The sequence below is a fragment of the Ornithinibacillus californiensis genome (assembly GCF_001038485.1).
Classification (GTDB): domain Bacteria; phylum Bacillota; class Bacilli; order Bacillales; family Amphibacillaceae; genus Ornithinibacillus; species Ornithinibacillus californiensis.
The window spans coordinates 1-24,460 of record NZ_LDUE01000037.1; the positions used below are offsets into that span (position 1 = coordinate 1).

The window sequence follows — 24,460 nt, forward strand, 5'->3', positions numbered from 1 at the left end:
TTTGAGTTTCCGCAAAAATATTAGAAAGTGACATAAAAGAAGAGATAAAGTGAAAATCCAGTTCAGAAAGTAATGAAAAGTGGCAATTTTAGGGGAAAACAAGGAAAAACCCACCAAGGTTTAGTATAATTTTAGTAGACAGCCAAAAAGATACTAAACAAATCTATAGGAGGGTTTTTCATGTTTAATTCTACCACAGATGTGTACGCTACGAAACGGGAAGTTGTTAATTTTTCAAAAGGTTTGGTGCCAGGTAATCGTCGGGTTGAATCCAAGTTTGTAACCCAATCAATTTACGGTATATTAAGGTCCGGAAGTACAATCCTTAAGAATATAGCTACAGCTTTAAATGAGCCAATCCGCATTAAAAATACCATTGATCGGCTCAGTCAAAACCTTGGGCGTACGCTATCTCCAGAAATCCAAGAAAACTATACACAAAAGGTCACAAAGGCTTTAGGGGAGCACCCAGTAATTCTAGTGGATGATTCCGATGTGATTAAACCCCATGGTGAAAAGTTTGAAGCCCTTGGTGAAGTGCGAGACGGTTCTTCAAAAGACAATAAAATTGAAAAGGGCTACCTAGTAACGGAAATGGTCGGATTGACGACTAAGAAGAAGCAACCTGTCAGTTTGTTTTCCCATATTCATTCATCGAAAGAAAAAGATTATAAATCTACAAATGAAGTACTATTTGAAGGTTTAAATCAAGTCATTTCCAGTTTGAAATCAAGAGCTACATTCGTATTTGACCGCGGTTATGATATGAATGCACTGTTTCATTTCATGCATAAACAAAAACAAGACTTCATTATCCGTTTGAAGGAAAATCGAAAATTGTTTTGGAAAGGAAAATGGTTTAAAGCCGCTGTACTTAGGGATTCACGGAAAGGGAAAATTAAAACTACCTTACTGTTTAGTGAAGATGGAAAACAGAAAAAAGAGACGGTGTACATTAGCCATTTGAATATAAAAGTCACTGCCAGTAAAAATCCAATTAGTCTTATCCTCGTTTATGGGCTTGGGAAAACGCCAATGATGTTAGCTACGAACAAGGTAATCCAAAGTAAAGAAGATGCCATTCACATCGTAAGGACCTACATGTCGAGATGGCGTATTGAAGAATATTTCCGTTTTAAGAAACAACATTTTGGATTTGAAGATTTCCGCGTCAGGAGTTTGACATCCATTAATAATCTCAATCAATTATTAACATATGCGATTGGTTTATTAGGCCTTCTTGCCGATAAAATGAGCACCAGCAGGCTATCACGTCAGCTTATTGAAAATGCCAAAGCACTCCGTAAAGATATTCAATTTTATTATTATCAGCTTGCAGAGGGTATTTTGTCGACATTGGCCTATGCCAGGGAAGGAGTTCAGGGTTGGTTTCGAATACGCCATAACTTTCCTCGTCAGTTAGAATTAAAATTGGTTAGCTAAAAAGACCCTAAAAACTAAATTTTTAAAAGAGCCTTGGATAGGCTCTCTTTGAGGACGCCAAAATTCCTTTTTTTGGCTAAATACTTTAGACTCTTCTGTATTTTTGTCGTAGTTCATAATCAAAGGTTGATTTTTTTACGTTTTGCGGAAACTCAAACTGTAATAATGCAGTTGTAATTTTTATTTTCTCTTTTTTGGTTTGTCCATTAATGTTAACTAACTTACTACGACCCTTTCCTCTTAACGAAATTAGGTCCCCTTCTCTTAAAATGAACTTGCTATCTTCTACTACTCGATAGTTTACTTTGACTAATCCTTTTTGTATCAAGCTTTGTGCTTCATTTCTTGAAATTGAATAAATCTCCTTAAGTATCGTGTCCAATCTTAATGAGGAGACAATTTTGTCAGATTCTGACCAGATAGATTCTTGTTCTACTAAATCCGAAAATGGCCCTTCTTCTAATTGGATAGTGGTTCTCTTAATACCCGTTAAATTCATCGTTACATAAGAAGCAATATCCTGATCGAGGAGAATTTGAACCTTTCCGTTACCCGCAAAAATATCTCCTAGTTTTTTTCTTGCAATTCCTAAAGATAAAAAGGATCCTAGTACATCACGGTGAGTAATAGAGACGAATTTCATATGATATGTAGCCTGTACCAAATTAATGTTAAAAGAATTGGGTAAAATTTCTTCATAGTAAGGGGCAATAATCGCCCGCTTTCTTTCCGAGTAATTGCCTCCCCCAAAAAACTGAACCTTCAAGTCTTCATTAGAAGTACCGACTATCATTTCTATAATCTGCTGCTCTCTAGGATCTAAAAAATCTGTTAACTTTGATCGAAAAGATTGTTCCACTTGTTCTTTCCAGGATAAGACTTGGTCTATAAAACCGTGTTCTTCCGGCCTGAAATGTTGGTAAATGTCCATAAATAACCTTCACCTAATAAACTAATCTAGCAATAATATCATATAATGCATAAATACCTGTTCCAGCCAATTGTAGTACAATAATCGCTACAATAGGAGAAAAGTCTATCATCCCTAACGGAGGAATAAACTTTCTAAACGGCTCTAAATACGGCTCGTATAATTTGGTCATTATTTCACCAAACGATGATTCCCTAGCACCCGGGAACCATGACATAAAGATATAAATTATTAATCCAAAACTATAAATACGTAACGCATAAGATAAAAACTGAAATATGGTTTCTAACATAAATTACCATCCTTTATTGTTCTCTTGTTCCATCGCTTCTGAGATGGATCCAGAAACATCTACATTATCCGGTGCACAGAGGAAAGTTTGTGATCCTAATCGTTGTATGATACCGTTAACGGCATAGACAGTTCCACTTAAGAAGTCTACTATACGTTTAGCATCATACGCTTCTACACGCTGTAGATTAATGACGACTGCTCGCTTGTTAACAATATTATCCGCAATTTGCTGTGCTTCTTCAAATGTTCTAGGTTCACAAAGCACCACTTTAGAAGAATTTGTTTTCACACTTTTTAAGTTAATCACGTTATTATTCGGTTGATTTAACTTACTTGGTTGTTCTACTACTTCTTCTTCAACATATTCATATTCATCATCCATCGCAAAAAACGTTTTAATCTTGTTTTTAATACTCACCTTCTACACCTCACCTATCAGACCCCACTAACTTAGAGCCGATTCGAATATGGGTTGCACCTTCTTCTATTGCAATATCGTAGTCATTACTCATACCCATTGATAAGAATTGACAAGGTGCGTGCTGATAATTCTTACCTTGGATTTCATCTCGTAACTCACGTAGTTCACGAAACACTTTATGTAATAAAACCTTATCATCTGTATGGGGTGCCATAGTCATTAAACCAACAACACGAATTTTCGAGAAATCTGAAAGGCTTTCAATAAAAGGCATTACACTATTCGGCTGCAGTCCATGCTTTGAAGCTTCACCACTTACATTAACTTGTATAAAGCAATCAACTGTGGAGGAAGCGCGTTTATCTATTTCCTTCGCTAATGACAGTCTGTCCAAAGAATGAATATAATCTACCTTATCAATAACATCTTTTACTTTTCTAGATTGTAGACTTCCGATAAAATGCCATTTTACTTGCTTACCGACATGATTATACTTTTCAATAAATCCTTCTTGTCTATTTTCGCCAAGATCTACGATTCCAGCATTAAGTGCTTCCATTGTTCTTTCTATTGTAACATATTTTGTAACTGCTATGATGGTAATCTCATTAGAATTCCGATTACTTTTGCTACATGCCTCTTCTATAGTAGTTTTTATTTCTGCTAAATTTTGTGATACATCCATTGCTACAAAGTTCTCCTCCTCAAAATTAACCGCTAAACCCTATAAAACCTAGCATACGGCCCGTTTTCCCATGATCCCGGCGATGTGAGAAAAATAAATCTTCATCTCTATACGTGCAGAAATTTGTTACATCTATATTACTACGAAATACACCAGCTTGTACAAGTATTTCGACATTTAACTGCTTCAAATCCAATAAATAGTGCTGATTACCTACTGGTATTAGTACTAGCTCTTGATATTCATTTGGTACTCTTTCTTTTACATATTCATCTACCTCATAAAATTCAGTTGAAATACACGGCCCAATAGTAACAAGTAGGTCCTTTACGTCGGTTCCAAGCTCCATAAACTTGGTTGTCATTTTTTCTGCAATTTTTCCGACAGACCCTTTCCATCCCGCATGGGCAATCCCTATATACCTTTTCACAGGATCGAAGAAGAATAAAGGAACACAATCAGCAAAAAAGGCTGTGCATAACATACCCTCTTCTTGCGTAATTAACCCATCCGTTCCTTTTAGAGAGGATTCTATAGATGTTGAGCCCTTTCCAGCATCTCCTAATTTGACGGTATGGATGGTAGTCTGGTGAACCTGCTCACCTGCTACCCAACTCTCTAATGGGATATTTAACATGGTTGCTAACCTCTGACGATTACTAATTACATCAAGCATTTGATCATTTACATGTAAGCCAAAATTATTCGATTGAAAAGGCTTCTGGCTAACACCACCATTACGAGATGTAAACCCAACTTGTATATTTGAATCTATTTTCTTCCATTTTTCTATGTGAAGTATATTCTTTCCATCATATTGAAACACATCTTGCAAAATCAATTCCCCCTGCTAGAAATAGTTATTCCAGATATAATTTTGCTCCATCTACATCTTTCACTAAGATTACATCAGAGCCGATAGTTATGATTTGCTCCCAATATATCATTAATTCCTCTGGTTTTCCAAAGAAACCTCCCTTTTTCTCACGCAGGTAAATAACCAAGGCAATTATCCTACCTCGATCTGGGTCAATTTCCAAATCTGAAATATGCCCTAGCCTTCTTCCATCATTAATTACAATTATTTCTTTCACTTGTAAATCAGATAAATTTATCATTCGTCTCACCCACCTTTACTAGTAATATATATGCACTAGCCCTGAAGTTCATTCAGTTGGAATTTTGAGATGAAAAGTAAGCGAGCGAATCATTTTACTATACAAAAACAAAAAAGGAATAGAGTGTGTAACCCTATTCCTTGTCCAACTTTATTCAAACATCTGTTTATTCATTTGACTAATTGCAGCTTTCTCTAATCTGGATACTTGTGCTTGTGAGATTCCAATTTCATCAGCAACTTCCATCTGTGTTTTCCCTTGGAAAAAGCGTTTATTTAATATCATTTTTTCACGGTCATTTAATTGATGCATTCCTTCTTTTAAAGAAAGTTTGTCAACCCAAGTATCATCTCGGTCCTTATCATCACTTATTTGATCTACAACAAATATTGGGTCACCACCATCATTATAGATTGGTTCAAATAAGGATACTGGATCCTGTATAGCATCCATAGCGAACACTACATCGGAATGTGGGACACCCATCTCTTCCGCTATTTCTGCTGGTGTTGGTTCTTTTGATGTTTTATTAATTAATTTTTCCCTTACTTGTAGTGCCTTATAAGCAATATCTCTAAGGGACCGAGATACACGGATTGGATTATTATCACGTAAGTATCTACGTATTTCACCAATTATCATTGGAACTGCATAGGTTGAGAATCTTACATTATGACTTAAATCAAAATTATCAATTGATTTCATTAGTCCAATACAACCAACCTGAAATAGGTCATCAACGTACTCACCACGGTTATTAAATCGTTGAATAACACTTAATACTAACCGTAGATTGCCGTTCACTAATTTTTCCCTAGCAAAAATGTCCCCCTCTTGCATTTGTACGAATAGTTCTCGCATTTCTTCGTTCTTTAGAACGGGTAATTTAGATGTATCAACACCACATATTACAACTTTATGTCTAGTCATTCTGTACCCTCCCAGTTGGAGATGCTGTTCATGGACAGTATCTCCTAGGAAGGGAAAATTTATGCAATTTGAATCAGGGAAATGAATGAAAAAAATCCCTCACATCTTGATGGTTCTAGTCTAGACCATTTTATTAAATTCTTTTTTTAGTCTACGTATAATCTTCTTTTCTAGTCGAGATATATAAGACTGTGATATGCCTAACATATCTGCAACGTCTTTTTGGGTTTTTTCTTCTTCTCCAATTAGACCAAACCGAAGCTCCATAATCTGTTTCTCTCGAGCATTTAACTGTGATAATGCATCTTGTAATAAATGTTTATCTACCTTGGTTTCTAAGTTTTTAGTAATAATATCATCATCAGTACCTAGTACATCTGATAATAGTAATTCATTACCATCCCAATCAATATTTAATGGTTCATCAAATGAAATTTCAGATTTCAGCTTATTATTTCTGCGCAAGTACATTAGAATCTCATTTTCTATACATCTTGAAGCGTATGTAGCAAGTTTTATCTTTTTTTCTGGATTAAACGTATTTACTGCCTTGATTAATCCAATAGTACCTATACTAATTAAGTCTTCAATATTGATTCCCGTATTTTCAAACTTTCGAGCAATATAGACTACTAAACGTAGATTTCGCTCAATTAGAACCGATCTAGCGCCAGAATCTCCCTTAGTCAATAAAACTAGCAATTCACTTTCTTCTTCTTTTGATAACGGAGGTGGCAGCGCCTCACTTCCTCCTATATAGTAGATCTCTTCTGATTTAATTCCCAATTTAATTAAAACCTTGTACCACCATAGACGCATTTTCAATTTAATTTTAATCATTTGTATCGCTCCTTTTCGTTATGCTGAATGAATAGTTGCTAATTTTATGATTTGAGGATGAAGTAAACAATGATAGCGTTTGTCCTTCGTTAGTTCGCCAAATTGAATTCCAATTAATATCTTTGTGGCAACTATTTTTTGCTCTTCATAGAAAATAGTTAGTTTGTCAGGTTTAAGAGCAAAAAGAAAGTTGCTCTTTCCTTCCACCCCGTGGAATGGAACGATTTGAATGTGTTTCTCCCAGTTGAGCGGAATACGTTCCACATCAAAATCCTCGTATGCGTTTTTTAACTGAATCCAATCATCAGGCTCAAACCATTGCATTAAGAATTTCTCGTCACAAATTACAACGGGCCTCTTTGTTAATGGATCTATTAATTGATTTCCACTATCGATAAACCCAGTAGTAGTAAAGCTTTTATCTTTAATGCTAAAGGTTACATTGTATAGTTGGTCATAGCGAATTTTCTCCATAGCGTGCTTGTCCATACGGTTCTTGGTAAACCAGAATGCGATTGGAAACCCAATGACAACAAACAGCCAGCTAACTGGATCTCCATATCCAGCACTAAACGAAAAAAGTCCTGTTACTGATAACGCAATAGGATATTGAAATAGATAGTGAGCAGCAAATAAGCCTCCACCAATTGAGAAAGATACAAAATAAAACATTAATAACTGCTTCAACATTCGCTTTACTGAGATAAAACGGAATGTAACCAAGATGATAAGAATAGAATATAGTATCTTACCATACACCGTAGAAATTACTGTATTTGGAAAGTATAGTGTAATGGGTACAATAAATGAAGCTACCATTGCCCCTATAGCCAATCTTCTTTTAGGAGTATACTCACGAAGCAGTGCTTGCGTAAGCATTAACAACATAAAATCCAGAAGAAAATTCAATACCCAAACAGCATCAAGGTAAATAGTCATACTATTCTTCCTCTCAGGTGGCGTAAAAAGGTATATGTCTCATGTTCATCTATGGAAGTTCACTCCCCACGCTTAAAGTTAGTTATCTACATTTGGTTTAGTATAACGAGATGCTCTACTAAATCGTTATTGATGAAGTATAAAGAGAAGTATAAACTAGTTGTCGAGCGAAGTCTGTCACTTCTTGTATGCAAAAATATGCTAATTTCAACTAGTTATGTCGAGGACAGTATAGAATTTTTATTGAATATAATTTCCAAATTTCGGATTGTATAGCGCTAATCATAATCCCCTAAAATAAGGACTATTAAAAAGCATAAAAAAGCGTATAGTCAATATGACTACACGCTTTTTTATTTTCATTAACGATTTCTATTTCTATTTCTTAAGAATGTTGGGATGTCTAGAATATCCTCTTCTTGACGCGGACGATTTTGTTGTTGTGGTTGTTCTTTAACAACATCATCATTCATTCTTGTTGCAGCATTCTGATTATGGCTAACTATTGGACGTTGTCTTTGTGGCTGTTGTTGTTCAACCTTTTTACTCTCGTCAAATCCAGTAGCGATAACTGTTACGATAATTTCATCTTTTAAATCTTCATTGATTACTGAACCGAAGATAACATTTACTTCTTCATCAGCAGCATTCGTTACTAAGTCTGCAGCTTCTTGTACTTCATAAAGACTTAAGTTTGTACCACCGGTTATATTCATTAGAATTCCATGTGCACCATCAATAGAAGTCTCTAATAATGGAGATGAAATTGCTTTCTTCGCTGCTTCAGTTGCACGATTTTCACCAGTTGCAACACCAATTCCCATTAATGCAGAACCTTTGTTAAACATAATTGTTTTTACGTCAGCAAAGTCAACGTTGATTAAGCCAGGCTTAGCAATTAAATCAGAAATACCTTGTACTCCCTGACGTAATACGTTGTCAGCTTCTCTAAAAGCTTCCAACATTGGCGTATTTTTATCTACAATTTCAAGTAAGCGATCATTAGGAATGACGATTAATGTATCAACACTATTCTTTAATGCTTCAATTCCGGATACAGCTTGATTGGACCTTCTACGTCCTTCAAATGAAAATGGACGAGTTACTACTCCAACTGTAAGAGCACCTAGGTCTTTAGCTATTTGTGCAATGACAGGCGCGGCACCAGTTCCAGTTCCTCCACCCATTCCAGCCGTTACAAATATCATGTCGGCACCTTGTAGTACCTCTTCTAACTGTTCTTTACTTTCTTCAGCGGCCTTTTTACCAACTTCAGGATTTGCACCTGCTCCAAGTCCTCTAGTGAGCTTACCACCAATTTGTAACTTTGTTTCTGCTTTGGATAAATTCAATGCTTGCGCATCAGTATTCACTGAGATAAATTCTACACCTTCTACCCCATGGTCAATCATACGATTTACTGCGTTATTTCCGCCACCACCAACACCGATTACCTTAATGGTAGCTAATTGGTCAATACTTGTATCAAACTCTAACATTTTTCGTTCCTCCTAATATGCAAATTACAAGATTTCTAGAAGCTAATTTTAATGTGGGAACGCTTATTAATCGAAGAAATACTTGAATAAATTAGCAATTCCAGACTCTTTTTTATTACTTTCGTTAGTATTAGTAGTATTTGTCGGTTGTTTTTTAATTCTTTTTGCTTTTGGTTCATCAAGTGAAGCAGTGATAGCAGGGAAAAGATTTTTCCCTTGAATTTTTGCATTATGATAGGCAAATTGTAAAATACCAACTCCTGCGGTAAATTGGGGTTCTCTTACACCAATATAATCGGGAATCGCAATTCGAACATTTGCTTGGAATACATCTCCTGCAAGTTCTAAAGCTCCAGGCATCTTCATTGTTCCTCCGGTTAGCACATAGCCACCAGGTAGTTCATGGTAGCCCATTCTACGAATTTCTCTTTCTACATATGCATATATTTCTTCTAATCTAGCTTCAATCATGTCTGCAATTTGAAGCTGGTTAAAGCTTTGCTTTGCATTACTACCTATAATAGATGCTTCAAATACTTCATCTTCTTGAGCATCATTATAAAAAGCATGACCATGATTGACCTTAATATCTTCCGCTTCCTCTGTTGAAGTTCTTAATCCGATGGATAGGTCCTTTGTTATATTGTCTCCACCCAATGGAATAACACTGGTTGATTCAATATGATCATTTTCAAAAACAGAAACTGTCGTACAACCTCCACCAACATCAATTAATGCAACACCAAGATTTTTCTCATCCTTTGATAATGCAACAGTACCCGCTGAAAGTGGCTGTAAACAAATATCTGCCACTTTGAGATTAGCACGTTCAACGCACTTTAGAATGTTATGTAATACTGTCTTAGAGCAAGTAATAATAGTACCTTCCATTTCCAGCCGAACACCGATCATTCCTCTTGGGTCAGTAATTTCATCTAGCCCATCAACGATAAACTGTTTTGGAATAACATCGATAATTTCTCTTTCTGGTGGTATTGAAATCACTTGTGCACCATCTATTACGCGCTTCACATCTTCATTTGTTATTTCACGGTTTTCACTTTGAACAGCTACGACACCGTGACATGGTTGCAATTGAATATGATTTCCACTTATTCCTACTACAACACTATCAATCTGCATTCCTACCATACGCTCTGCTTGTTCAACTGCATTACGGATAGAATTAACGGTTTGATCGATATCAACGATAGCACCTTTTTTCATGCCATTTGATTTTGCTGTACCAACACCAATAATGTTTAATGAATCATTTAAGACTTCGCCAATAATTACTTTTATTTTTGTCGTACCTATATCAAGACTGACAAGTATGTCATTGTTGTTCAACAAAGGCACCTCCTATTTCAGAAGCATCAAAAAACTTACTAGATTTCTTAATGCGATGATTATTTCAATTAATTTTCTATTAACTATACTATAATCTATTATTTTAAAGGATTTTCTCAAAAAAAGAAATATATAATAGATAATTCACTAGAAAAACATTCATATTTTAATAGTTTCTACTTAATATTACAAAATACGCTTTGTGGAGAGGATGAGTTTGTCACTTATTCGACAACTTCATTGGTAATAATCTCTTCCTCTGTTATCTCTTGATTGAACGGTTCAAAGTAAGCCCCAACACCAATGTGAATGATACCTTCACTACCAGGATCTAATTGCGCTGCAATAGATGGGTAAACGGTCATTTTGTTGGAGAAATCTCTTATTGTAGACTCAACCATAAAACCATCACTCATATATAAAATAATTTCGTTCTTATTCCGATCAGTCGGTGACCAGTGAATCTCTGATATGATGTTTCGGATATTCTTTGGAAGTTTGCTTAACTCTTGAGACATTTCAATTAAAACTTCTTCTACGGTAAAGTTAACTAATAAAGGAGCATCTCCTGAGAGGCTATCTGTTTCACTGTCAGGCATCATTGCACCATTTCCTAAGATAGGATAATATTCATTTTCTTTTTTTATGTACCCAATACGTTCATGTTCTTTCAGATGAATTTCTACCGTCCAAGGAAGCTTAGTTTCCACTGTAACAGTATCTATCAATGGGTTTTTTTCCAGGGTTTTAATGACTTCCTCTTTGTTTACGGTCCAAATGTTCGTATCCTGACTTATACCACTTTGGTTAATTACTTCTTGTTCGTGATAAAATGAGTTACCAGTTACAGCGACCGTCTTAACGTGACTGAGTGGAGACTGGAGATAAACTATGATAGATATTAAGAAGAAAAAAATAGATAGGTAAAATACAAGGCGTTTATTAGCCTTTTTTTTACGTGCTTGCTTCAATTTAGGGATTCGGTCCTCTATTGAAACAATTTTTTCTTTGCTCATATACTATTCTTTCCCTTTTGTAAATTTAACACATGAAAACGGCATGCTAGATGCCGTTCTACATGAGTTAATTCGATTATAACACAACAGTTATAAAAACATATAGTACACAAGTGGTTACTTAATGATTAAATTTTACCAATTGCAACAATTATACCTTGGCACTTCTACTAATATTTAATAGAATACCGACAGAACACAGAGTTAAAGTCAATGAAGAGCCTCCATAACTAAGAAATGGCAGCGTTATTCCCGTAACTGGTATAAGTCCAATGACAACACTTATATTTATCATTACTTGAACGGTTAACATAGATACAATACCGAGCGCTAGAAATCTACCGAATAAATCCTGTGCTTCTAAGGCAACTCGAATACCTCGCCAAAATAATAACAGGAATAATATTAATAACACTGTTCCCCCAATAAAGCCTAACTCTTCTCCTAGTATTGCAAAGATAAAATCAGTTTGTGGCTCTGGTAAATAGAAGTACTTCTGTAGACTGTTCCCAAGACCTACTCCCATCAAGCCACCTGGTCCTATCGCATAAAGTGATTGAATAATTTGGAAGCCATCACCTAAAGGATCTTCCCAAGGATTTAGAAATGCAGTTATTCTGCTAATACGATACGGAGCAGATATTATTAATAGTGCGAACCCTACCAATCCTAGTAAACCTAACCCTATAAAATGGGAAATTCTTGCCCCCGATACAAATATCATAATCATACACGTTAATACTAGTACCATCCCAGTACCAAGATCAGGCTGTAGCATGATTAGTCCAAAGGCAGTGAAAACGAGAAGTAAGGCTGGTAAGAAGCCCTTTTTAAATGAGGTAATGTATTTCTGATTGACAGATAAGTAAACGGACAGAAAAATGATTAATCCTAATTTCATAAATTCTGAAGGTTGAATACTAAAAGCACCAACACCTATCCAACTCTGTGCACCACCACGAACAAGTCCTACTCCTGGAATTAATACAAGTAATAAAAGACCAAAACAAACCATCAAGATTACCTTGGAGTATTTCGCCCAATTACTGTATGGAATATACATAAAGAAAAACATCCCTAACACACCGACACCCGCGAATAGTAACTGTCTTTTCACAAAATATAATGAATCCGCATACTTATATTCAGCCCATATATAGGAGGAACTATATACCATAATAATTCCAATAAGTAGCAGAAGTATGATGACTGTAAAGAGAAAAAAATCTGGCTTGTCCTTAATCGATGTCTGTTTCTTAAACAAAAAAAACACCCCTAACTTCAATAATGAGTTCGGGGCATTTGTCTAACGGTTTTTTATGTATACAAGCCCCTACTTAATTGTATGCACGGCTTGTATAAACATGTCTCCTCTTTCTTCAAAAGTCTTGTATTGATCCCAACTTGCACATGCTGGAGACAACAAAACAACATCACCAGGCTCGGATAACTCATATGCTGCTCGAGTAGCGTCCGTTACATTTTCTGCTTCAATAATAGTACTGATACCAGCTCGTTCAGCAGTTTCTTTTAATTTATTAGCAGTTTCACCAAATACCACCATCGCCTTTACTTGTTTTAAGAAAGGTATTAACTCGTCAAATCCGTTCCCTCGATCAAGCCCACCAGCTAGTAGGATAGTTGGTTCGTTAAAAGAAGATAAGGCCTTTTGGGTAGCTAATATATTTGTTGCTTTCGAATCATTATAGAATAATCTACCATTTATTTGGTCAACAAATTGTAAACGATGGGAAACACCCGTAAAAGTAGATAATACTTGAGCTATTCCTTCATTCGTTGCACCACTTAGTTTCGCAGCACTCACTGCTGCCAATATATTCTCTAGGTTATGCTTACCTACTAGGACAATATTTTTCAAGGAAATTACTTTCTCATTTCGGAAATATAGGAAATCCCCATCGACCCAAGCCCCATCCTCTTCTCTCTTTGTTGCTGAGAAAGGTACTTTCTTCGATTTTGCAGTTGCAGTCACTTCTACTACACTAGATTCATCGGCATTATAAATTAAAAAATCGTCTTCTTGTTGATTAAGAAATATTTTTGCTTTAGCCTCTATATAATTCGAAAATGTTTTATGATAATCTAAGTGTGCTTCAAATAAATTTAATAGAACAGCTATCTTCGGTCGAAATGTCTTAATTCCCATTAACTGGAACGAAGAGAGCTCTAGGACCATGTTTTCTTCTGGTGTTAAGTCTTTTGCAATATCTGAAGCAACAATGCCAATATTACCTGCCAATTGAACTGGAAGGCTACTTTGTCTAATCATTTCAAATATTAGTGTAGTTGTTGTTGTTTTCCCATTGGAACCAGTAATACCGATAATGGTTCCCTCTGCAAGTCTACCAGCTAACTCAATTTCAGTAATAATAGGTATATCACGCTTTTGTGCTTCCTCCAGTATAATATTTTCATACGGAATTCCTGGATTTTTCACAACCAGATCAATTCCTTCTAGGACGGATAACGGATGGGAACCTACAACTACCTCTGCTCCTAAAGAGCGTACTTGTGTAACTATATCATCTTCCTCAGTAGCTTTAAGATCATTAACACGTACTTGAACACCACTTTCAAGAAGAACCTTTGTTGCAGCTGTTCCACTTTTTGCAAGGCCAAGCACTAGAACATGGGAATAAGGAAAATCAACTAATTTTTTCAACCAAACCACACCTCGATGTATATACCAAGAGCAGCAAAAATAAGTCCCATCGACCAGAAAGTCGTAACAACTCTCCACTCTGACCAGCCTACTAATTCATAATGATGATGGAGGGGACTCATTTTAAATACCCTTTTTCCGGTAGTTTTAAATGATATAACCTGAATGATTACAGACAAAGTCTCTAACACAAAAACTCCGCCAATAATGATTAATAAAATTTCCAATTTAGCTAATATCGCTGTGGCTGCTATTGCCCCACCTAACGCAAGTGAGCCAGTGTCACCCATAAACACTTTTGCAGGATGGGCGTTAAATACTAAGAAACCTAATAATGCACCTACTACTGCTAAAGCAAAGATAGAAACTTCAACATTAGGGTCACCATACCAAGCTAATATTCCAAAGGCACCAAAGGCAATTGCAGCAGTTCCAGCCAATAGACCATCTAACCCATCAGTTAGATTTACCCCGTTCGAAGCTCCCACTAGCATGAAAACAATTAAAAAGGCGTATCCAATTCCAAGATCCCACTGAATATCTGTTCCTGGTATTTGAATATATGTTGGAAATCCTTGATTCTTTAATATTAAATAAAAAATAATTGCAATAATAATTTGACCTAGCATTTTTTGTTTAGAAGTTAGCCCTAAATTTCGTTTCATAGCAACCTTGATGAAGTCATCTAAAAAACCTAATAGTCCGTAACCTAATAAAACAAATAGTAATAAGCCCAATTCATAACCAATTTCGCCATCACCATACTTACTAGCCATAATGATAGTTGTTATAACAATACTTAGAACTATCATGATACCACCCATGGTTGGGGTACCAGTTTTCTTCATATGAGACTTTGGTCCCTCTTCTCGTATGCTTTGTCCAAACTTTAATCGTCGTAAAAACGGAATTAAAATTGGAGACAAAAGGACGGTAATGAGAAATGCAATGGCTATTGTTATAATTAATCCTAGTATATTCATGATATTTCCTCCTTTAATACCAACCGTCCAACCATTATCTTTTATATTAATTTATCAATTATTGATTCAAGTTTCATGCCTCTTGAGGCTTTGAATAAGATTAATGAATCTTCTTTTAGAAACTGCTGTAGTTCTGAAATTACGTCCTCTTTTTGATAAAAATGTTTAATTATCATGTTAGGGTATTTTTTACGGACTACTTCTCCTATAACATCGGAATCCTCACCAACGGTATAAAGACAGGAAATACTATTATTTATAACCTCCGCAACAGACACATGAAACTCTTTTGACTGCTCACCTAGCTCGTAAATATCCCCAAGGACAAGCACTTTAGATGAAAATCCATTCATCTGTTGAACAACCCTAATAGCGGCCATCATCGAAGTCGGTGAAGCATTGTAAGCATCATTAATGATAGATACGTCATTTACCCCTGAAAGCATCTCAAAACGCATTCCGGTTAGTTTGAGACATTGAAGCGCATGTTGGATGTTCTTTTTGTCAATGTCTACTAGCTGACCGAAGACAATACCAAATCCGGCATTCTTCGCATGGTGAGAACCTAATAGAGAAACAGTATATAAGTCTCCATCATTACTGGTAAATAACGTTTTATCTCGTTTCAATTCCATATCTTTAATGATAAAATCATTATGGTCTTTAAACCCAACCTTAATAACATTACTGTTCTTATGGACATGTGAAAGCAATGGCTCATCACCATCAATAATCAACTTGCCTGCCGGATTAAGTCCACTTACAATTTCTAACTTTGCTTTGGCAATCCCTTCTCGGGAACCTAAATATTCGATGTGTGATTCACCTATATTCGTTATAATGGCATAATCGGGCTTTGCGATATTTGAGAGTAATTCAATCTCTCCAAAGCTACTCATTCCCATTTCTAAAACAAGTAGCTCCGTATCTCTAGGCATGTTTAAAATGGTAAATGGTAATCCGAATTCATTATTAAAATTGCCGTCTGTAAAATGGGTTCTATACTTTTCTTTCGCTATGGAAGCAACTATGTCTTTAGTAGTCGTCTTTCCATTGGACCCCGTAACACCAACTACGATAGGATTCACTTCATCTCGATATGCTGTAGCTAACTGTTGCAATGCCTTAGTTGTATCATCAACTAATAGAAAAAGAAATTCTTCTGGTAGGTCCTCAGGCATTGTTTTATTGTGATCCCACAATGTAGCTATAGCTCCATTTTCATATGCTTGCTTAACAAATTGATGTCCATCAAAATTTTCCCCTACTAAAGGAATAAATAAAGCCTCATTCGCTACTATTCGACTATCTGTAAAAAATCTCTTAATTTCTATATGCTCATCAACTTTCCCTTTAGAATTCGGAAAAATTGTAGTAAGCCAACTAACTGTAAATAACATGTTCATTTCTCCTTACGTAACAAAGCTTCTCTTGCCACATCTCGATCATCAAAGTGATACTTTACATGGCCTATTTGTTGATACGTTTCATGCCCTTTTCCAGCAATTAAAATAATATCATCATCATTAGCTTGGTCTATGGCATGTTGAATTGCCTTACGACGGTCTACAATTACTTGATATTCTCCATTAGAGTTGGATATCCCGCTAGTCATATCATTGATAATAATTTGAGGATCTTCCGTTCGAGGGTTATCTGATGTAAAGATTGCCCTATCAGCATATTTCAACGCAATTTGAGCCATTAATGGTCTTTTCGTTCGATCCCGGTCACCGCCACACCCAACTATTACATATATTTTTTTCTTTGCAAATTCTTTTATGGTAGTAAGTACATTTTCTAAAGAATCGGGAGTATGTGCATAATCCACGATAACGGAAAATGATTGCTTATGCGAGACCAATTCGAAACGACCATTAACACCAGTAATCATTTCTAATGCAGTTTTAACAATCGGTAATGGGACGTCGTTAGCTAAAGCAGCAGCACTCGCTGCTAGCATATTAGAAACATTAAACTTGCCAATTAACTTACTATTAATTTCAGTATTACCGGTTGGGGTACATAATAAAAATTGTGTACCAGTGGGAGTTAACGAAATCGACTTCGCCATAATCATAGCCTCATGATCTATACCATAGGTAATTACTGACTGAGCAGTGGAGCGAATCAGCTTTTGACATGCTGGATCATCTAAATTAATAATTGCAAATTTATCTGTTTCCAATTGATATCTATTTCCTAATTGTGCAAATAGGAGGCTTTTGGCTCGTAAATAATCGTCCATCGATTCATGGTAATCTAAATGATCCTGTGTAAGATTCGTAAATATTGCCGTGTTATAGTCACAACCATACACTCTACCTTGATCTAGCGCATGAGAAGAGACCTCCATAATAACTTGTTCCACACGTTGATCAATCATTTTTCGTATTGTTTGTTGTAGGAACAATGCATCTGGAGTTGTATTGTCCACTGGATAGATGTCTTCCCCAATTTTCATTTGAATAGTCCCTATTACACCTGTCTTCTTGCCATACTGATTAAAAATCTTTTCCAATAAGTATGTAACAGTCGTTTTCCCATTTGTCCCTGTTACACCAATTAATGGCACCTCATTAGTAGGAAATTGAAAGAATTTAGTAGCTGCCATCGCAATAAAACGGACAGTGTCCGCAACTACAATGACAGGAACAGTTGTCTCTATTTCCCTTTCTGCTACTATAACTGCTGCGCCATTTTGTACTGCTTCATCAACATAATCATGGCCATCAACTGTAAAACCATTAATACAAACAAATAAATCTCCGTAAGTAATCTCTCTAGAATCCATTTTTATTGCGTTAATTTCTAGGTCGTAAAGTGCAGAGAATTGATTTGCGAATGGATGAAAAGAAAGAATTTCTTTTAAACGCATAAAGACATCTTCCTTTCTCCAACATAATATTCTCTTTAAAATAGATATTTAAGAGGGTTGACAACCCTCTTAAATTTACTCATATCCTGTTTATTATATCAGAAGAACAGGCTACACTGAATTATTTTCTTCCACAAAAATGATTTTTCATAAAAGTAAGCATCAGGATTATTATTGGTCATTTTTATTACTAGTTTTTTTATCATTTGACAAGTATATCCTTATTGTTGAACCAGGTTCTACTTTAGTACCTGCAACAGGATCTTGGTCGATAATATAATCTCCTGTACCACTAGATTCGATGGATAAATCTGTCATCATTTGAACTAATTTCTTTCTTTCTATCCCTATCAGATCAGGTACTGCTACCTTTGGTTGTTCTGGCCATAAGTACTCTTTATCTAACCCATCTTTTCTAGGTTCAACCCCCATAACAGTTAGGCTATCTTCGATGATATTACCCACTATTGGGGCTGCAACTGTACCACCAAACTGGCGAACTCCCTTAGGATTATCAACAGCTACGTATACAACAATTTCAGGATCATCTGCTGGAGCAAATCCTATGAACGATACAATATGATTATTTTCTAAATACCCTCCATTTGGTCCCACCTTTTGAGCAGTACCAGTCTTTCCACCTACTCGATATCCATCGACATATGCTGGCCTTCCAGTTCCTTTTGCAACGACGCTTTCTAATGCGTTACGGATTTCTTCAGAGGTCTTCTCCGAAATGACTCTATTTTTCATTTTTGGTTCTTTTGTTGAAATTACTTCTCCCGTACTTGGTTCAACCCAATCCTTTGCAATAAAGGGCTCAAATAAATATCCACCATTGATAGCCGCGGAGACAGCCATCACTTGTTGAATCGGAGTTACGGAAACCCCTTGACCGAAAGCGGTAGTAGCTAGTTCTACTGGACCTACATTTTCTGGTTTAAATAAAATCCCCGAACCCTCTCCTTGTAGATCGATACCAGTTTCTGTTCCAAATCCAAATTCTTTAATATAACTAAATAATTTTTCTTTTCCAAGTTCCTCACCTAAATGAACAAATCCTGGGTTACAAGAATTCTGAACTACCTCTAAAAATGTTTGTTCCCCGTGGCCTCCAGGTTTCCAGCATCGTAGCTTGGCACCTCCTACTTCAATAGAGCCATGATCATGAAAATGGTCATCGTGAAGATCAACAGCACCTTCTTCAAGAGCAGCTGCAAGCGTTATAATTTTAAACGTTGAACCCGGCTCATACGTACTCCAAATCGGGAGATTCCGACTATAGATAGAAGGATCCACTTCCTGATAATTCTCTGGATTGAAATTAGGTCTTGCTGTCATGGCTAGTATCCCACCAGTATCTGGATCAACAGCGATGGCTAAAGCACCATCTGGATTATATTTTGCCACTGCTAAGTCCAACTCTCGTTCCACGATCGTTTGAACTCTTGAATCAATAGTTGTCACTAAGTTATATCCATCTTTAGGTGCCTTATAAACATCCGCTAACTGGTTAAGTCTTCTACCCTTTGCATCTGAATAGAAAGACAAACTTCCTTCGTCACCATTAAGTAAATCGTCATAATATAATTCAAGTCCCATAAGACCTTGGTTATCGATACCAGCAAAACCAAGAACATGAGATAAATCGTCACCAAATGGGTAATGCCTTATAGAGTCCTTCGCCAAATAAACTCCGTCCATATTTAAGGTACGAATTGCTCTTTCTTGTTCTTCGGATATTTTCCTTCCCTCTGGGTGAATATTGACGGACATTTCTGACTTCGTAACATATTCATATGCTTTTTCCTCAGACATGTCCAAAATTTGAGCAAGTTTTTTTGCTGCATCTTCTGGGTCATTTATTTGTCTTGGAACAACTACAACAGAAGGCGCTGTTACATTTTCAGCTAATATTTCTCCATTCACATCCAATATATTACCTCGTTCTGGTTGAAATGAGATATTTCTACTCCATGACTCGTCCGCTTTTTCCATCAATTGATCACCTAGAACGAACTGAACATATCCTAAGCGAAGATCGATTATCCCAAAAATAATCATCCCAATAAGAAAAACAGCGACTAATCGTTTTCTAACTGTTACAGTTGATACACGTTTCATCATACATCTCCTTCACATAGGTAGGCTTGTATCAACTATATGTTGTTAAAAATTGATTAGAACACTGTTTTTATCGATTTCCTATACTATTTATTAATTATCTCATTCAAACGTATCGACAGGTTCTTCTCCTGTCTCTGCATTTTCTTCACTTTTCAGCTCTTGTAGCTCTTTTGGAGTTTTCAATTCTACGCCTAAATACGCACCCTTCGTAAGGTCTCTTTCCTCTTCAATACTTTGTGTAACTACAAAACCGTTACCAAATGTTTCTAAGTCTAATTCAAGCATATCAGTTAACTTCAAAACATCTCGCAATGACCAACCGATAATATTAGGCATAGTTGGCGTATTGGTTACAACAATTACTCGCTCATTCGCCAATACCTTTGCGCCTTCTTCAACACTGATTTGAACGACTTTATCTCCGTTACCGACTAACGAATAATTGATTTTTTTACTATTCAAAATATCCACTGCCGAAGAGACAGATTTACCTGTTAAATTAGGAATCTCTGAAACTTGGACACTACTAATTTCGCCTTTATCTGGATCAATATTTAAATAATGTAAAGCATTCTCCATCACATTATTAAATATGAATGATACTGGAGCTGAACCGGGCTCTATTCCTGTTTCAAATTCTAATGTCGGCTGTTTCACTGAAACATACATCATTAGTTCCGGATCATCTATAGGAGCCATTCCTATGAATGAGAAAACATAGTTTTCATGCCCGTACAAATACCCTCCACCTTCAGGGTTTGGGATTTGTGCAGTACCTGTTTTACCTCCAACTGAATAATCGTCTAAATTGAAGCGCCGACCTACTGCATGTTCGGATTGAACAGCACCAACAAGTAATTTTCTAACTTGCTCCGCTGTCTCTTTTGAGATTGGCTCCCCTACTACTTCAGGCTTATGGTCCTCTAGTACTTTGCCAGTATCAGAGTCTACTATTTTATCAATGACATAAGGTTTTAACATTTTTCCATCATTAGCTATTGCTGTCGCAGCCTTCATAATTTGAATTGGTGTAGTCGTACTACCTTGTCCAAACGAGGTAGTAATCTTCTCAATTGGCCAGTTATATAAGATAGATCCCTGTACTTCACCAGGCAAATCTATTCCAGTTGGTTTGTCAAAATCAAAAGCATAAAGATTTTCTAAGAAAGTATCTGGGCCCATTTTCTCCCAAACTAGTTTTGCTGCAGCAACGTTAGAGGACCTTGCAAATCCTTCATCATAGGATATTACTCCCCAGCCTTTACCGCCATTAAAATCGTTAATAGCTCTATCCCGTTCTGTAACTTGATAGCTTCCAGATTGATACCCTTCATCACCTTTATAAACACCTGATTCAATAGCTGCTGCCCAAGTGAACATTTTAATAGTTGAACCGGGTTCAAAAGGAGTTGAAATAGCATCATTATACCAGTTTTCAACATTCGCCGGATTATTAGGATTATAGCTTGGTCGATTACTCATCGCTACGATTTCGCCCGTTTTCGGGTTCATTACGATTGCCGTCATGCGCTCAGGGGCATATTTTTCGTCTACTTGGGACATCACATCTTCTAATAACGTTTGGATTTTTTGATCAATAGTGAGATATACATCGTCTCCATTATCCGGTAAACGCACAACCTCATTTGGGTTTAGAAGCTTTTTGTTGTATATGTCTCTTTGGTAAGAGATAAAACCATCTTGCCCTTTTAATAATTCGTTCATTTCTCGCTCAATACCCGTAATACCAATAATCTCTGTTTTTGTTTCACCTTCTTCTAACGCTTTTTCCTGTGCGAAGCCAATGATATGTGATGCAAACATACCATTAGGGTAATAACGAATATTTTCTTTTATAAATCTTATTCCTGGTAAATTTAACGCCTCTATATCATCTTTCACATGAAGCGAAATTCCTTTACCAACATTTCCAAATTCAACTTGAGTCCTTCCATTATCAATCCCATTGTTAATACGTTCTAGAATATAATCTCTGTCAGCATCTAATAAAGGAGCCAACTTGTCCGCTGTCCCAACTGGATCGTCAACGTGTTGTGGCTCCTCTAGATTTTCTGAGAATTTCTCATCTACAATAGCATACATCCTAAATGTTGGCATATCGTAAGCTAATGTCATTCCATTTTTGTCAAATATATTACCACGTTCTGAATCAAGCGTGTATGAGGCTGTTCGCACGTTCTCTGCCCAGTCATTTAAAGAAACTCCCTCAACTTCTCCAGATGCTTGAATATACAAAAAACGACCAGTGACGATTAAAAACGCCATGACGAAGATTACCATAAATACTCCTGCCATGGCATGGGTAGTTCTATTCTTTTTCATAAGAAATCACCTGTTTTATTCATTATATGCATTCGCTTGCTTTACTTCAGCAGCTTGAATAGTCAAGCCATTTTCTTTTGCATATTGTGTAATTCTCTCTGGTCTGCTTAATTCCTTTATTTCAAAAACTAGGCCCTCATTTACGATTTGTTGGTTCGCGATGGACTGTTCCAGAGATTGGATATCACGGTTTAATGTATCTACCGATGAGGAATATGAAACAATAAAGCCGCCGGCGATTATTAAACTAATCATAACAAAGGAATACAACATTTTTTCACCTTTAGTTATCCAACTCTTCTTAACTTTTACAACTTTCTTCTCTACCTGAGGTTGATATGAAGTATAAGATTGCTCCCAGCTTCTTGCATGGTTTGCTGCCATTATTTGTTCCACCCTTCCCCATATTCAAAATCACGAGACCACACTTTAACTTTTTCTAGTATTCGTAGCTTCGCCGATCTCGACCTGCGATTTTCTTCTAGTTCTTCATCATTAGCGACAATTGGTTTACGATTAATTAATTTAAACGGTGCTTCGTACTCCTTTGGAATCACAGGTAGATTTCTTGGTGTTTCTTTAGGTGTACTCCATTTCTTAAAGGCTTGTTTACATATACGGTCTTCTAACGAGTGAAATGTAATTACTGCAATTCTTCCATTAAGTGCCACTACACGAGCAGCTTGATGCAATGCGTCATTAAATGCTTGTAATTCATCATTTACAGCAATTCGTATTGCCTGAAAGATGCGTTTTGCAGGATGTCCACCTTTTCTCCGAGCAGGAGCAGGTATTGCTTCTTTTATTATATCTACTAATTGATATGTAGTTTCTATTGCATCCGTTTTACGATACTCTTCTATTTTACGAGCTATTTGCTTTGAGAATTTCTCTTCTCCATACTTAAAAAAAATAGATACTAGCTCATTATAAGACCAAGAATTCACAATATCATAGGCAGATAATTCCTGTTCTTGATTCATCCTCATATCTAGCTTAGCATCGTGTTGATAACTAAATCCTCTTTCTCCTCTGTCTAATTGAGGAGATGAAACACCAAGGTCAAACAGAATGCCATCTACATGGTCAATGTTATGTCCTTGTAGTTCTTCTTCTAAATTCCGGAAGTTACTATGAATAAATAAAATTCTATCTAGATATGGTGCTAATCGTTCTTTCGCAGCTTGTAGAGCATCTACATCCTGGTCAAATGCTATTAGCAATCCATTCTCATTAAGTTGTGAGGCAATTCTTTCTGAATGCCCTCCACCACCTAATGTGCAGTCGACATAAGTTCCATCTGGCTTAATATTTAAGCCTATTATTGATTCTTCTTTTAATACTGTGTAATGATCAAACATAGTTGCACCTCTTTAGCGATTTTACAGTTAAATATCAAAATCCATTAGATTCTCAGCAATCTCTGCGAAAGATTCTTCAGACTCATTAAAGTAGTCATCCCAATTTTCACTTGCCCAGAATTCAATACGATTTGACACTCCAATTACCACACACTCTTTATCTAAACCAGCGTAATTCCGGAGAGGTTGTGGAATATTTATTCTTCCCTGTTTATCCACTTCGCATTCTACTGCTCCAGAGAAGAAAAATCGCGTAAAGGCCCTAGCATCTTTTTTTGTGAGTGGAAGTTTTTTTAGTTTTTCCTCAAGAATACTCCATTCTGACATGGGATAGGCGAATAGACATTTATCTAATCCACGAGTGACCACAAAACGTTCACCAAGTTCATCACGAAACTTGGATGGGACAATTATTCTGCCCTTTGTATCAAAGTTATGTTGGAATTCACCCATGAACATTTAGTCCGCCCCCACTTTCATACACTCATATTACCACATCCCCCCACTTTTCACCACTAAATTTTAGAAAAAGTTAATCAAAGGCTTAATTTAGTTAATTTGAACCAAAAAAATAACTGTCATTTCATCTAAAGCAACACGTCAAAAAACCTTATTTAGC

Annotated in this window: 23 protein-coding genes; 1 reads left to right on the forward strand and 22 read right to left on the reverse strand. The window is 36.3% G+C overall.

Annotated elements, in window-relative coordinates; all coding sequences use genetic code 11:
- Nucleotides 1-180 precede the first annotated feature (180 nt).
- The gene (locus tag TE34_RS20650; protein ID WP_157037574.1) at nucleotides 181-1,443 is read left to right on the forward strand and encodes a transposase; all 1,263 of its coding nucleotides are present in this window, start codon (nucleotides 181-183) and stop codon (nucleotides 1,441-1,443) included.
- Nucleotides 1,444-1,528: 85 nt separating this feature from the next.
- On the opposite strand, the gene TE34_RS09260 is transcribed toward TE34_RS20650, so the two are convergent.
- From TE34_RS09260 to mraZ, 22 genes are all read right to left on the reverse strand, one after another.
- Nucleotides 1,529-2,374 (reverse strand): YlmH family RNA-binding protein, encoded by an 846-nt coding sequence (locus tag TE34_RS09260; protein ID WP_084710670.1) that lies wholly within the window; start codon nucleotides 2,372-2,374, stop codon nucleotides 1,529-1,531.
- Nucleotides 2,375-2,387: 13 nt separating this feature from the next.
- Nucleotides 2,388-2,666 carry a YggT family protein gene (locus TE34_RS09265; RefSeq protein ID WP_047984543.1) on the reverse strand — a complete coding sequence of 93 codons (279 nt, stop codon included), beginning with the start codon at nucleotides 2,664-2,666 and terminating at the stop codon, nucleotides 2,388-2,390.
- A gap of 3 nt (nucleotides 2,667-2,669) precedes the next feature.
- On the reverse strand, nucleotides 2,670-3,086 hold the full coding sequence (locus TE34_RS09270; protein ID WP_047984544.1) for a cell division protein SepF: 417 nt from the start codon (nucleotides 3,084-3,086) through the stop codon (nucleotides 2,670-2,672).
- Nucleotides 3,087-3,096: 10 nt separating this feature from the next.
- Entirely contained in the window at nucleotides 3,097-3,774 is a 678-nt protein-coding gene (locus TE34_RS09275; RefSeq protein ID WP_047984545.1) for a YggS family pyridoxal phosphate-dependent enzyme, read from the reverse strand.
- Nucleotides 3,775-3,799: 25 nt separating this feature from the next.
- Nucleotides 3,800-4,600: a peptidoglycan editing factor PgeF gene (gene pgeF / locus TE34_RS09280; RefSeq protein WP_330218312.1), complete on the reverse strand. Its 801-nt coding sequence runs from the start codon at nucleotides 4,598-4,600 to the stop codon at nucleotides 3,800-3,802.
- Between the two features lie 34 nt (nucleotides 4,601-4,634).
- Entirely contained in the window at nucleotides 4,635-4,892 is a 258-nt protein-coding gene (locus TE34_RS09285) for a YlmC/YmxH family sporulation protein (protein ID WP_047984547.1), read from the reverse strand.
- Between the two features lie 150 nt (nucleotides 4,893-5,042).
- Complete coding sequence (gene sigG, locus TE34_RS09290; protein ID WP_047984548.1) at nucleotides 5,043-5,822, reverse strand: RNA polymerase sporulation sigma factor SigG; 780 nt, start codon at nucleotides 5,820-5,822, stop codon at nucleotides 5,043-5,045.
- Nucleotides 5,823-5,942: 120 nt separating this feature from the next.
- On the reverse strand, nucleotides 5,943-6,662 hold the full coding sequence (gene sigE / locus TE34_RS09295; protein ID WP_047984549.1) for an RNA polymerase sporulation sigma factor SigE: 720 nt from the start codon (nucleotides 6,660-6,662) through the stop codon (nucleotides 5,943-5,945).
- An 18-nt stretch (nucleotides 6,663-6,680) separates the two neighbouring features.
- On the reverse strand, nucleotides 6,681-7,601 hold the full coding sequence (gene spoIIGA, locus TE34_RS09300) for a sigma-E processing peptidase SpoIIGA (protein ID WP_047984550.1): 921 nt from the start codon (nucleotides 7,599-7,601) through the stop codon (nucleotides 6,681-6,683).
- 362 nt (nucleotides 7,602-7,963) lie between these two features.
- Complete coding sequence (gene ftsZ / locus TE34_RS09305) at nucleotides 7,964-9,100, reverse strand: cell division protein FtsZ (RefSeq protein ID WP_047984551.1); 1,137 nt, start codon at nucleotides 9,098-9,100, stop codon at nucleotides 7,964-7,966.
- 66 nt (nucleotides 9,101-9,166) lie between these two features.
- The gene (gene ftsA, locus TE34_RS09310) at nucleotides 9,167-10,450 is read right to left on the reverse strand and encodes a cell division protein FtsA (protein ID WP_047984552.1); all 1,284 of its coding nucleotides are present in this window, start codon (nucleotides 10,448-10,450) and stop codon (nucleotides 9,167-9,169) included.
- 224 nt (nucleotides 10,451-10,674) lie between these two features.
- Nucleotides 10,675-11,466, reverse strand: a complete 792-nt coding sequence (locus tag TE34_RS09315) for a cell division protein FtsQ/DivIB (protein ID WP_047984553.1) — start codon at nucleotides 11,464-11,466, stop codon at nucleotides 10,675-10,677.
- Nucleotides 11,467-11,617: 151 nt separating this feature from the next.
- Nucleotides 11,618-12,730: a stage V sporulation protein E gene (gene spoVE / locus TE34_RS09320; RefSeq protein WP_407944361.1), complete on the reverse strand. Its 1,113-nt coding sequence runs from the start codon at nucleotides 12,728-12,730 to the stop codon at nucleotides 11,618-11,620.
- Nucleotides 12,731-12,799: 69 nt separating this feature from the next.
- Entirely contained in the window at nucleotides 12,800-14,149 is a 1,350-nt protein-coding gene (gene murD / locus TE34_RS09325; RefSeq protein WP_047984554.1) for a UDP-N-acetylmuramoyl-L-alanine--D-glutamate ligase, read from the reverse strand.
- Nucleotides 14,146-15,132, reverse strand: coding sequence for a phospho-N-acetylmuramoyl-pentapeptide-transferase (gene mraY, locus TE34_RS09330; protein ID WP_047984555.1), 987 nt, complete (start codon nucleotides 15,130-15,132; stop codon nucleotides 14,146-14,148). The genes murD and mraY overlap by 4 nt, the downstream gene beginning before the upstream one ends.
- Before the next feature lie 41 nt (nucleotides 15,133-15,173).
- Nucleotides 15,174-16,532, reverse strand: coding sequence for a UDP-N-acetylmuramoyl-tripeptide--D-alanyl-D-alanine ligase (locus tag TE34_RS09335; RefSeq protein ID WP_047984556.1), 1,359 nt, complete (start codon nucleotides 16,530-16,532; stop codon nucleotides 15,174-15,176).
- Between the two features lie 2 nt (nucleotides 16,533-16,534).
- Nucleotides 16,535-18,010 (reverse strand): UDP-N-acetylmuramoyl-L-alanyl-D-glutamate--2,6-diaminopimelate ligase, encoded by a 1,476-nt coding sequence (locus tag TE34_RS09340; protein ID WP_047984557.1) that lies wholly within the window; start codon nucleotides 18,008-18,010, stop codon nucleotides 16,535-16,537.
- A gap of 171 nt (nucleotides 18,011-18,181) precedes the next feature.
- A complete protein-coding gene (locus TE34_RS09345) occupies nucleotides 18,182-20,134 on the reverse strand; it encodes a stage V sporulation protein D (RefSeq protein ID WP_047984558.1) in 1,953 nt (650 codons plus the stop codon).
- A 102-nt stretch (nucleotides 20,135-20,236) separates the two neighbouring features.
- Nucleotides 20,237-22,480, reverse strand: a complete 2,244-nt coding sequence (locus tag TE34_RS09350; protein WP_047984559.1) for a penicillin-binding protein — start codon at nucleotides 22,478-22,480, stop codon at nucleotides 20,237-20,239.
- Between the two features lie 15 nt (nucleotides 22,481-22,495).
- Nucleotides 22,496-22,864, reverse strand: a complete 369-nt coding sequence (gene ftsL / locus TE34_RS09355) for a cell division protein FtsL (RefSeq protein ID WP_047984560.1) — start codon at nucleotides 22,862-22,864, stop codon at nucleotides 22,496-22,498.
- Entirely contained in the window at nucleotides 22,864-23,841 is a 978-nt protein-coding gene (rsmH, locus tag TE34_RS09360; protein ID WP_047984561.1) for a 16S rRNA (cytosine(1402)-N(4))-methyltransferase RsmH, read from the reverse strand. The genes ftsL and rsmH overlap by 1 nt, the downstream gene beginning before the upstream one ends.
- Before the next feature lie 27 nt (nucleotides 23,842-23,868).
- Entirely contained in the window at nucleotides 23,869-24,300 is a 432-nt protein-coding gene (gene mraZ / locus TE34_RS09365; protein WP_047984562.1) for a division/cell wall cluster transcriptional repressor MraZ, read from the reverse strand.
- Nucleotides 24,301-24,460: the final 160 nt, after the last annotated feature.

Bases quoted from the DNA above. Each gene is read 5' to 3' on its own strand.
- TE34_RS09340 (WP_047984557.1), bottom strand. From the start codon at position 18,010: ATGCGTTTAAAAGAAATTCTTTCTTTTCATCCATTCGCAAATCAATTC.
- ftsZ (WP_047984551.1), bottom strand. From the start codon at position 9,100: ATGTTAGAGTTTGATACAAGTATTGACCAATTAGCTACCATTAAGGTA.
- TE34_RS09275 (WP_047984545.1), bottom strand. From the start codon at position 3,774: ATGGATGTATCACAAAATTTAGCAGAAATAAAAACTACTATAGAAGAG.
- spoIIGA (WP_047984550.1), bottom strand. From the start codon at position 7,601: ATGACTATTTACCTTGATGCTGTTTGGGTATTGAATTTTCTTCTGGAT.
- TE34_RS20650 (WP_157037574.1), top strand. From the start codon at position 181: ATGTTTAATTCTACCACAGATGTGTACGCTACGAAACGGGAAGTTGTT.
- TE34_RS09345 (WP_047984558.1), bottom strand. From the start codon at position 20,134: ATGAAACGTGTATCAACTGTAACAGTTAGAAAACGATTAGTCGCTGTT.
- mraZ (WP_047984562.1), bottom strand. From the start codon at position 24,300: ATGTTCATGGGTGAATTCCAACATAACTTTGATACAAAGGGCAGAATA.
- TE34_RS09350 (WP_047984559.1), bottom strand. From the start codon at position 22,480: ATGAAAAAGAATAGAACTACCCATGCCATGGCAGGAGTATTTATGGTA.
- TE34_RS09335 (WP_047984556.1), bottom strand. From the start codon at position 16,532: ATGTTATTTACAGTTAGTTGGCTTACTACAATTTTTCCGAATTCTAAA.
- TE34_RS09265 (WP_047984543.1), bottom strand. From the start codon at position 2,666: ATGTTAGAAACCATATTTCAGTTTTTATCTTATGCGTTACGTATTTAT.
- sigE (WP_047984549.1), bottom strand. From the start codon at position 6,662: ATGATTAAAATTAAATTGAAAATGCGTCTATGGTGGTACAAGGTTTTA.
- TE34_RS09285 (WP_047984547.1), bottom strand. From the start codon at position 4,892: ATGATAAATTTATCTGATTTACAAGTGAAAGAAATAATTGTAATTAAT.
- mraY (WP_047984555.1), bottom strand. From the start codon at position 15,132: ATGAATATACTAGGATTAATTATAACAATAGCCATTGCATTTCTCATT.
- TE34_RS09260 (WP_084710670.1), bottom strand. From the start codon at position 2,374: ATGGACATTTACCAACATTTCAGGCCGGAAGAACACGGTTTTATAGAC.
- sigG (WP_047984548.1), bottom strand. From the start codon at position 5,822: ATGACTAGACATAAAGTTGTAATATGTGGTGTTGATACATCTAAATTA.
- rsmH (WP_047984561.1), bottom strand. From the start codon at position 23,841: ATGTTTGATCATTACACAGTATTAAAAGAAGAATCAATAATAGGCTTA.
- ftsL (WP_047984560.1), bottom strand. From the start codon at position 22,864: ATGGCAGCAAACCATGCAAGAAGCTGGGAGCAATCTTATACTTCATAT.
- TE34_RS09315 (WP_047984553.1), bottom strand. From the start codon at position 11,466: ATGAGCAAAGAAAAAATTGTTTCAATAGAGGACCGAATCCCTAAATTG.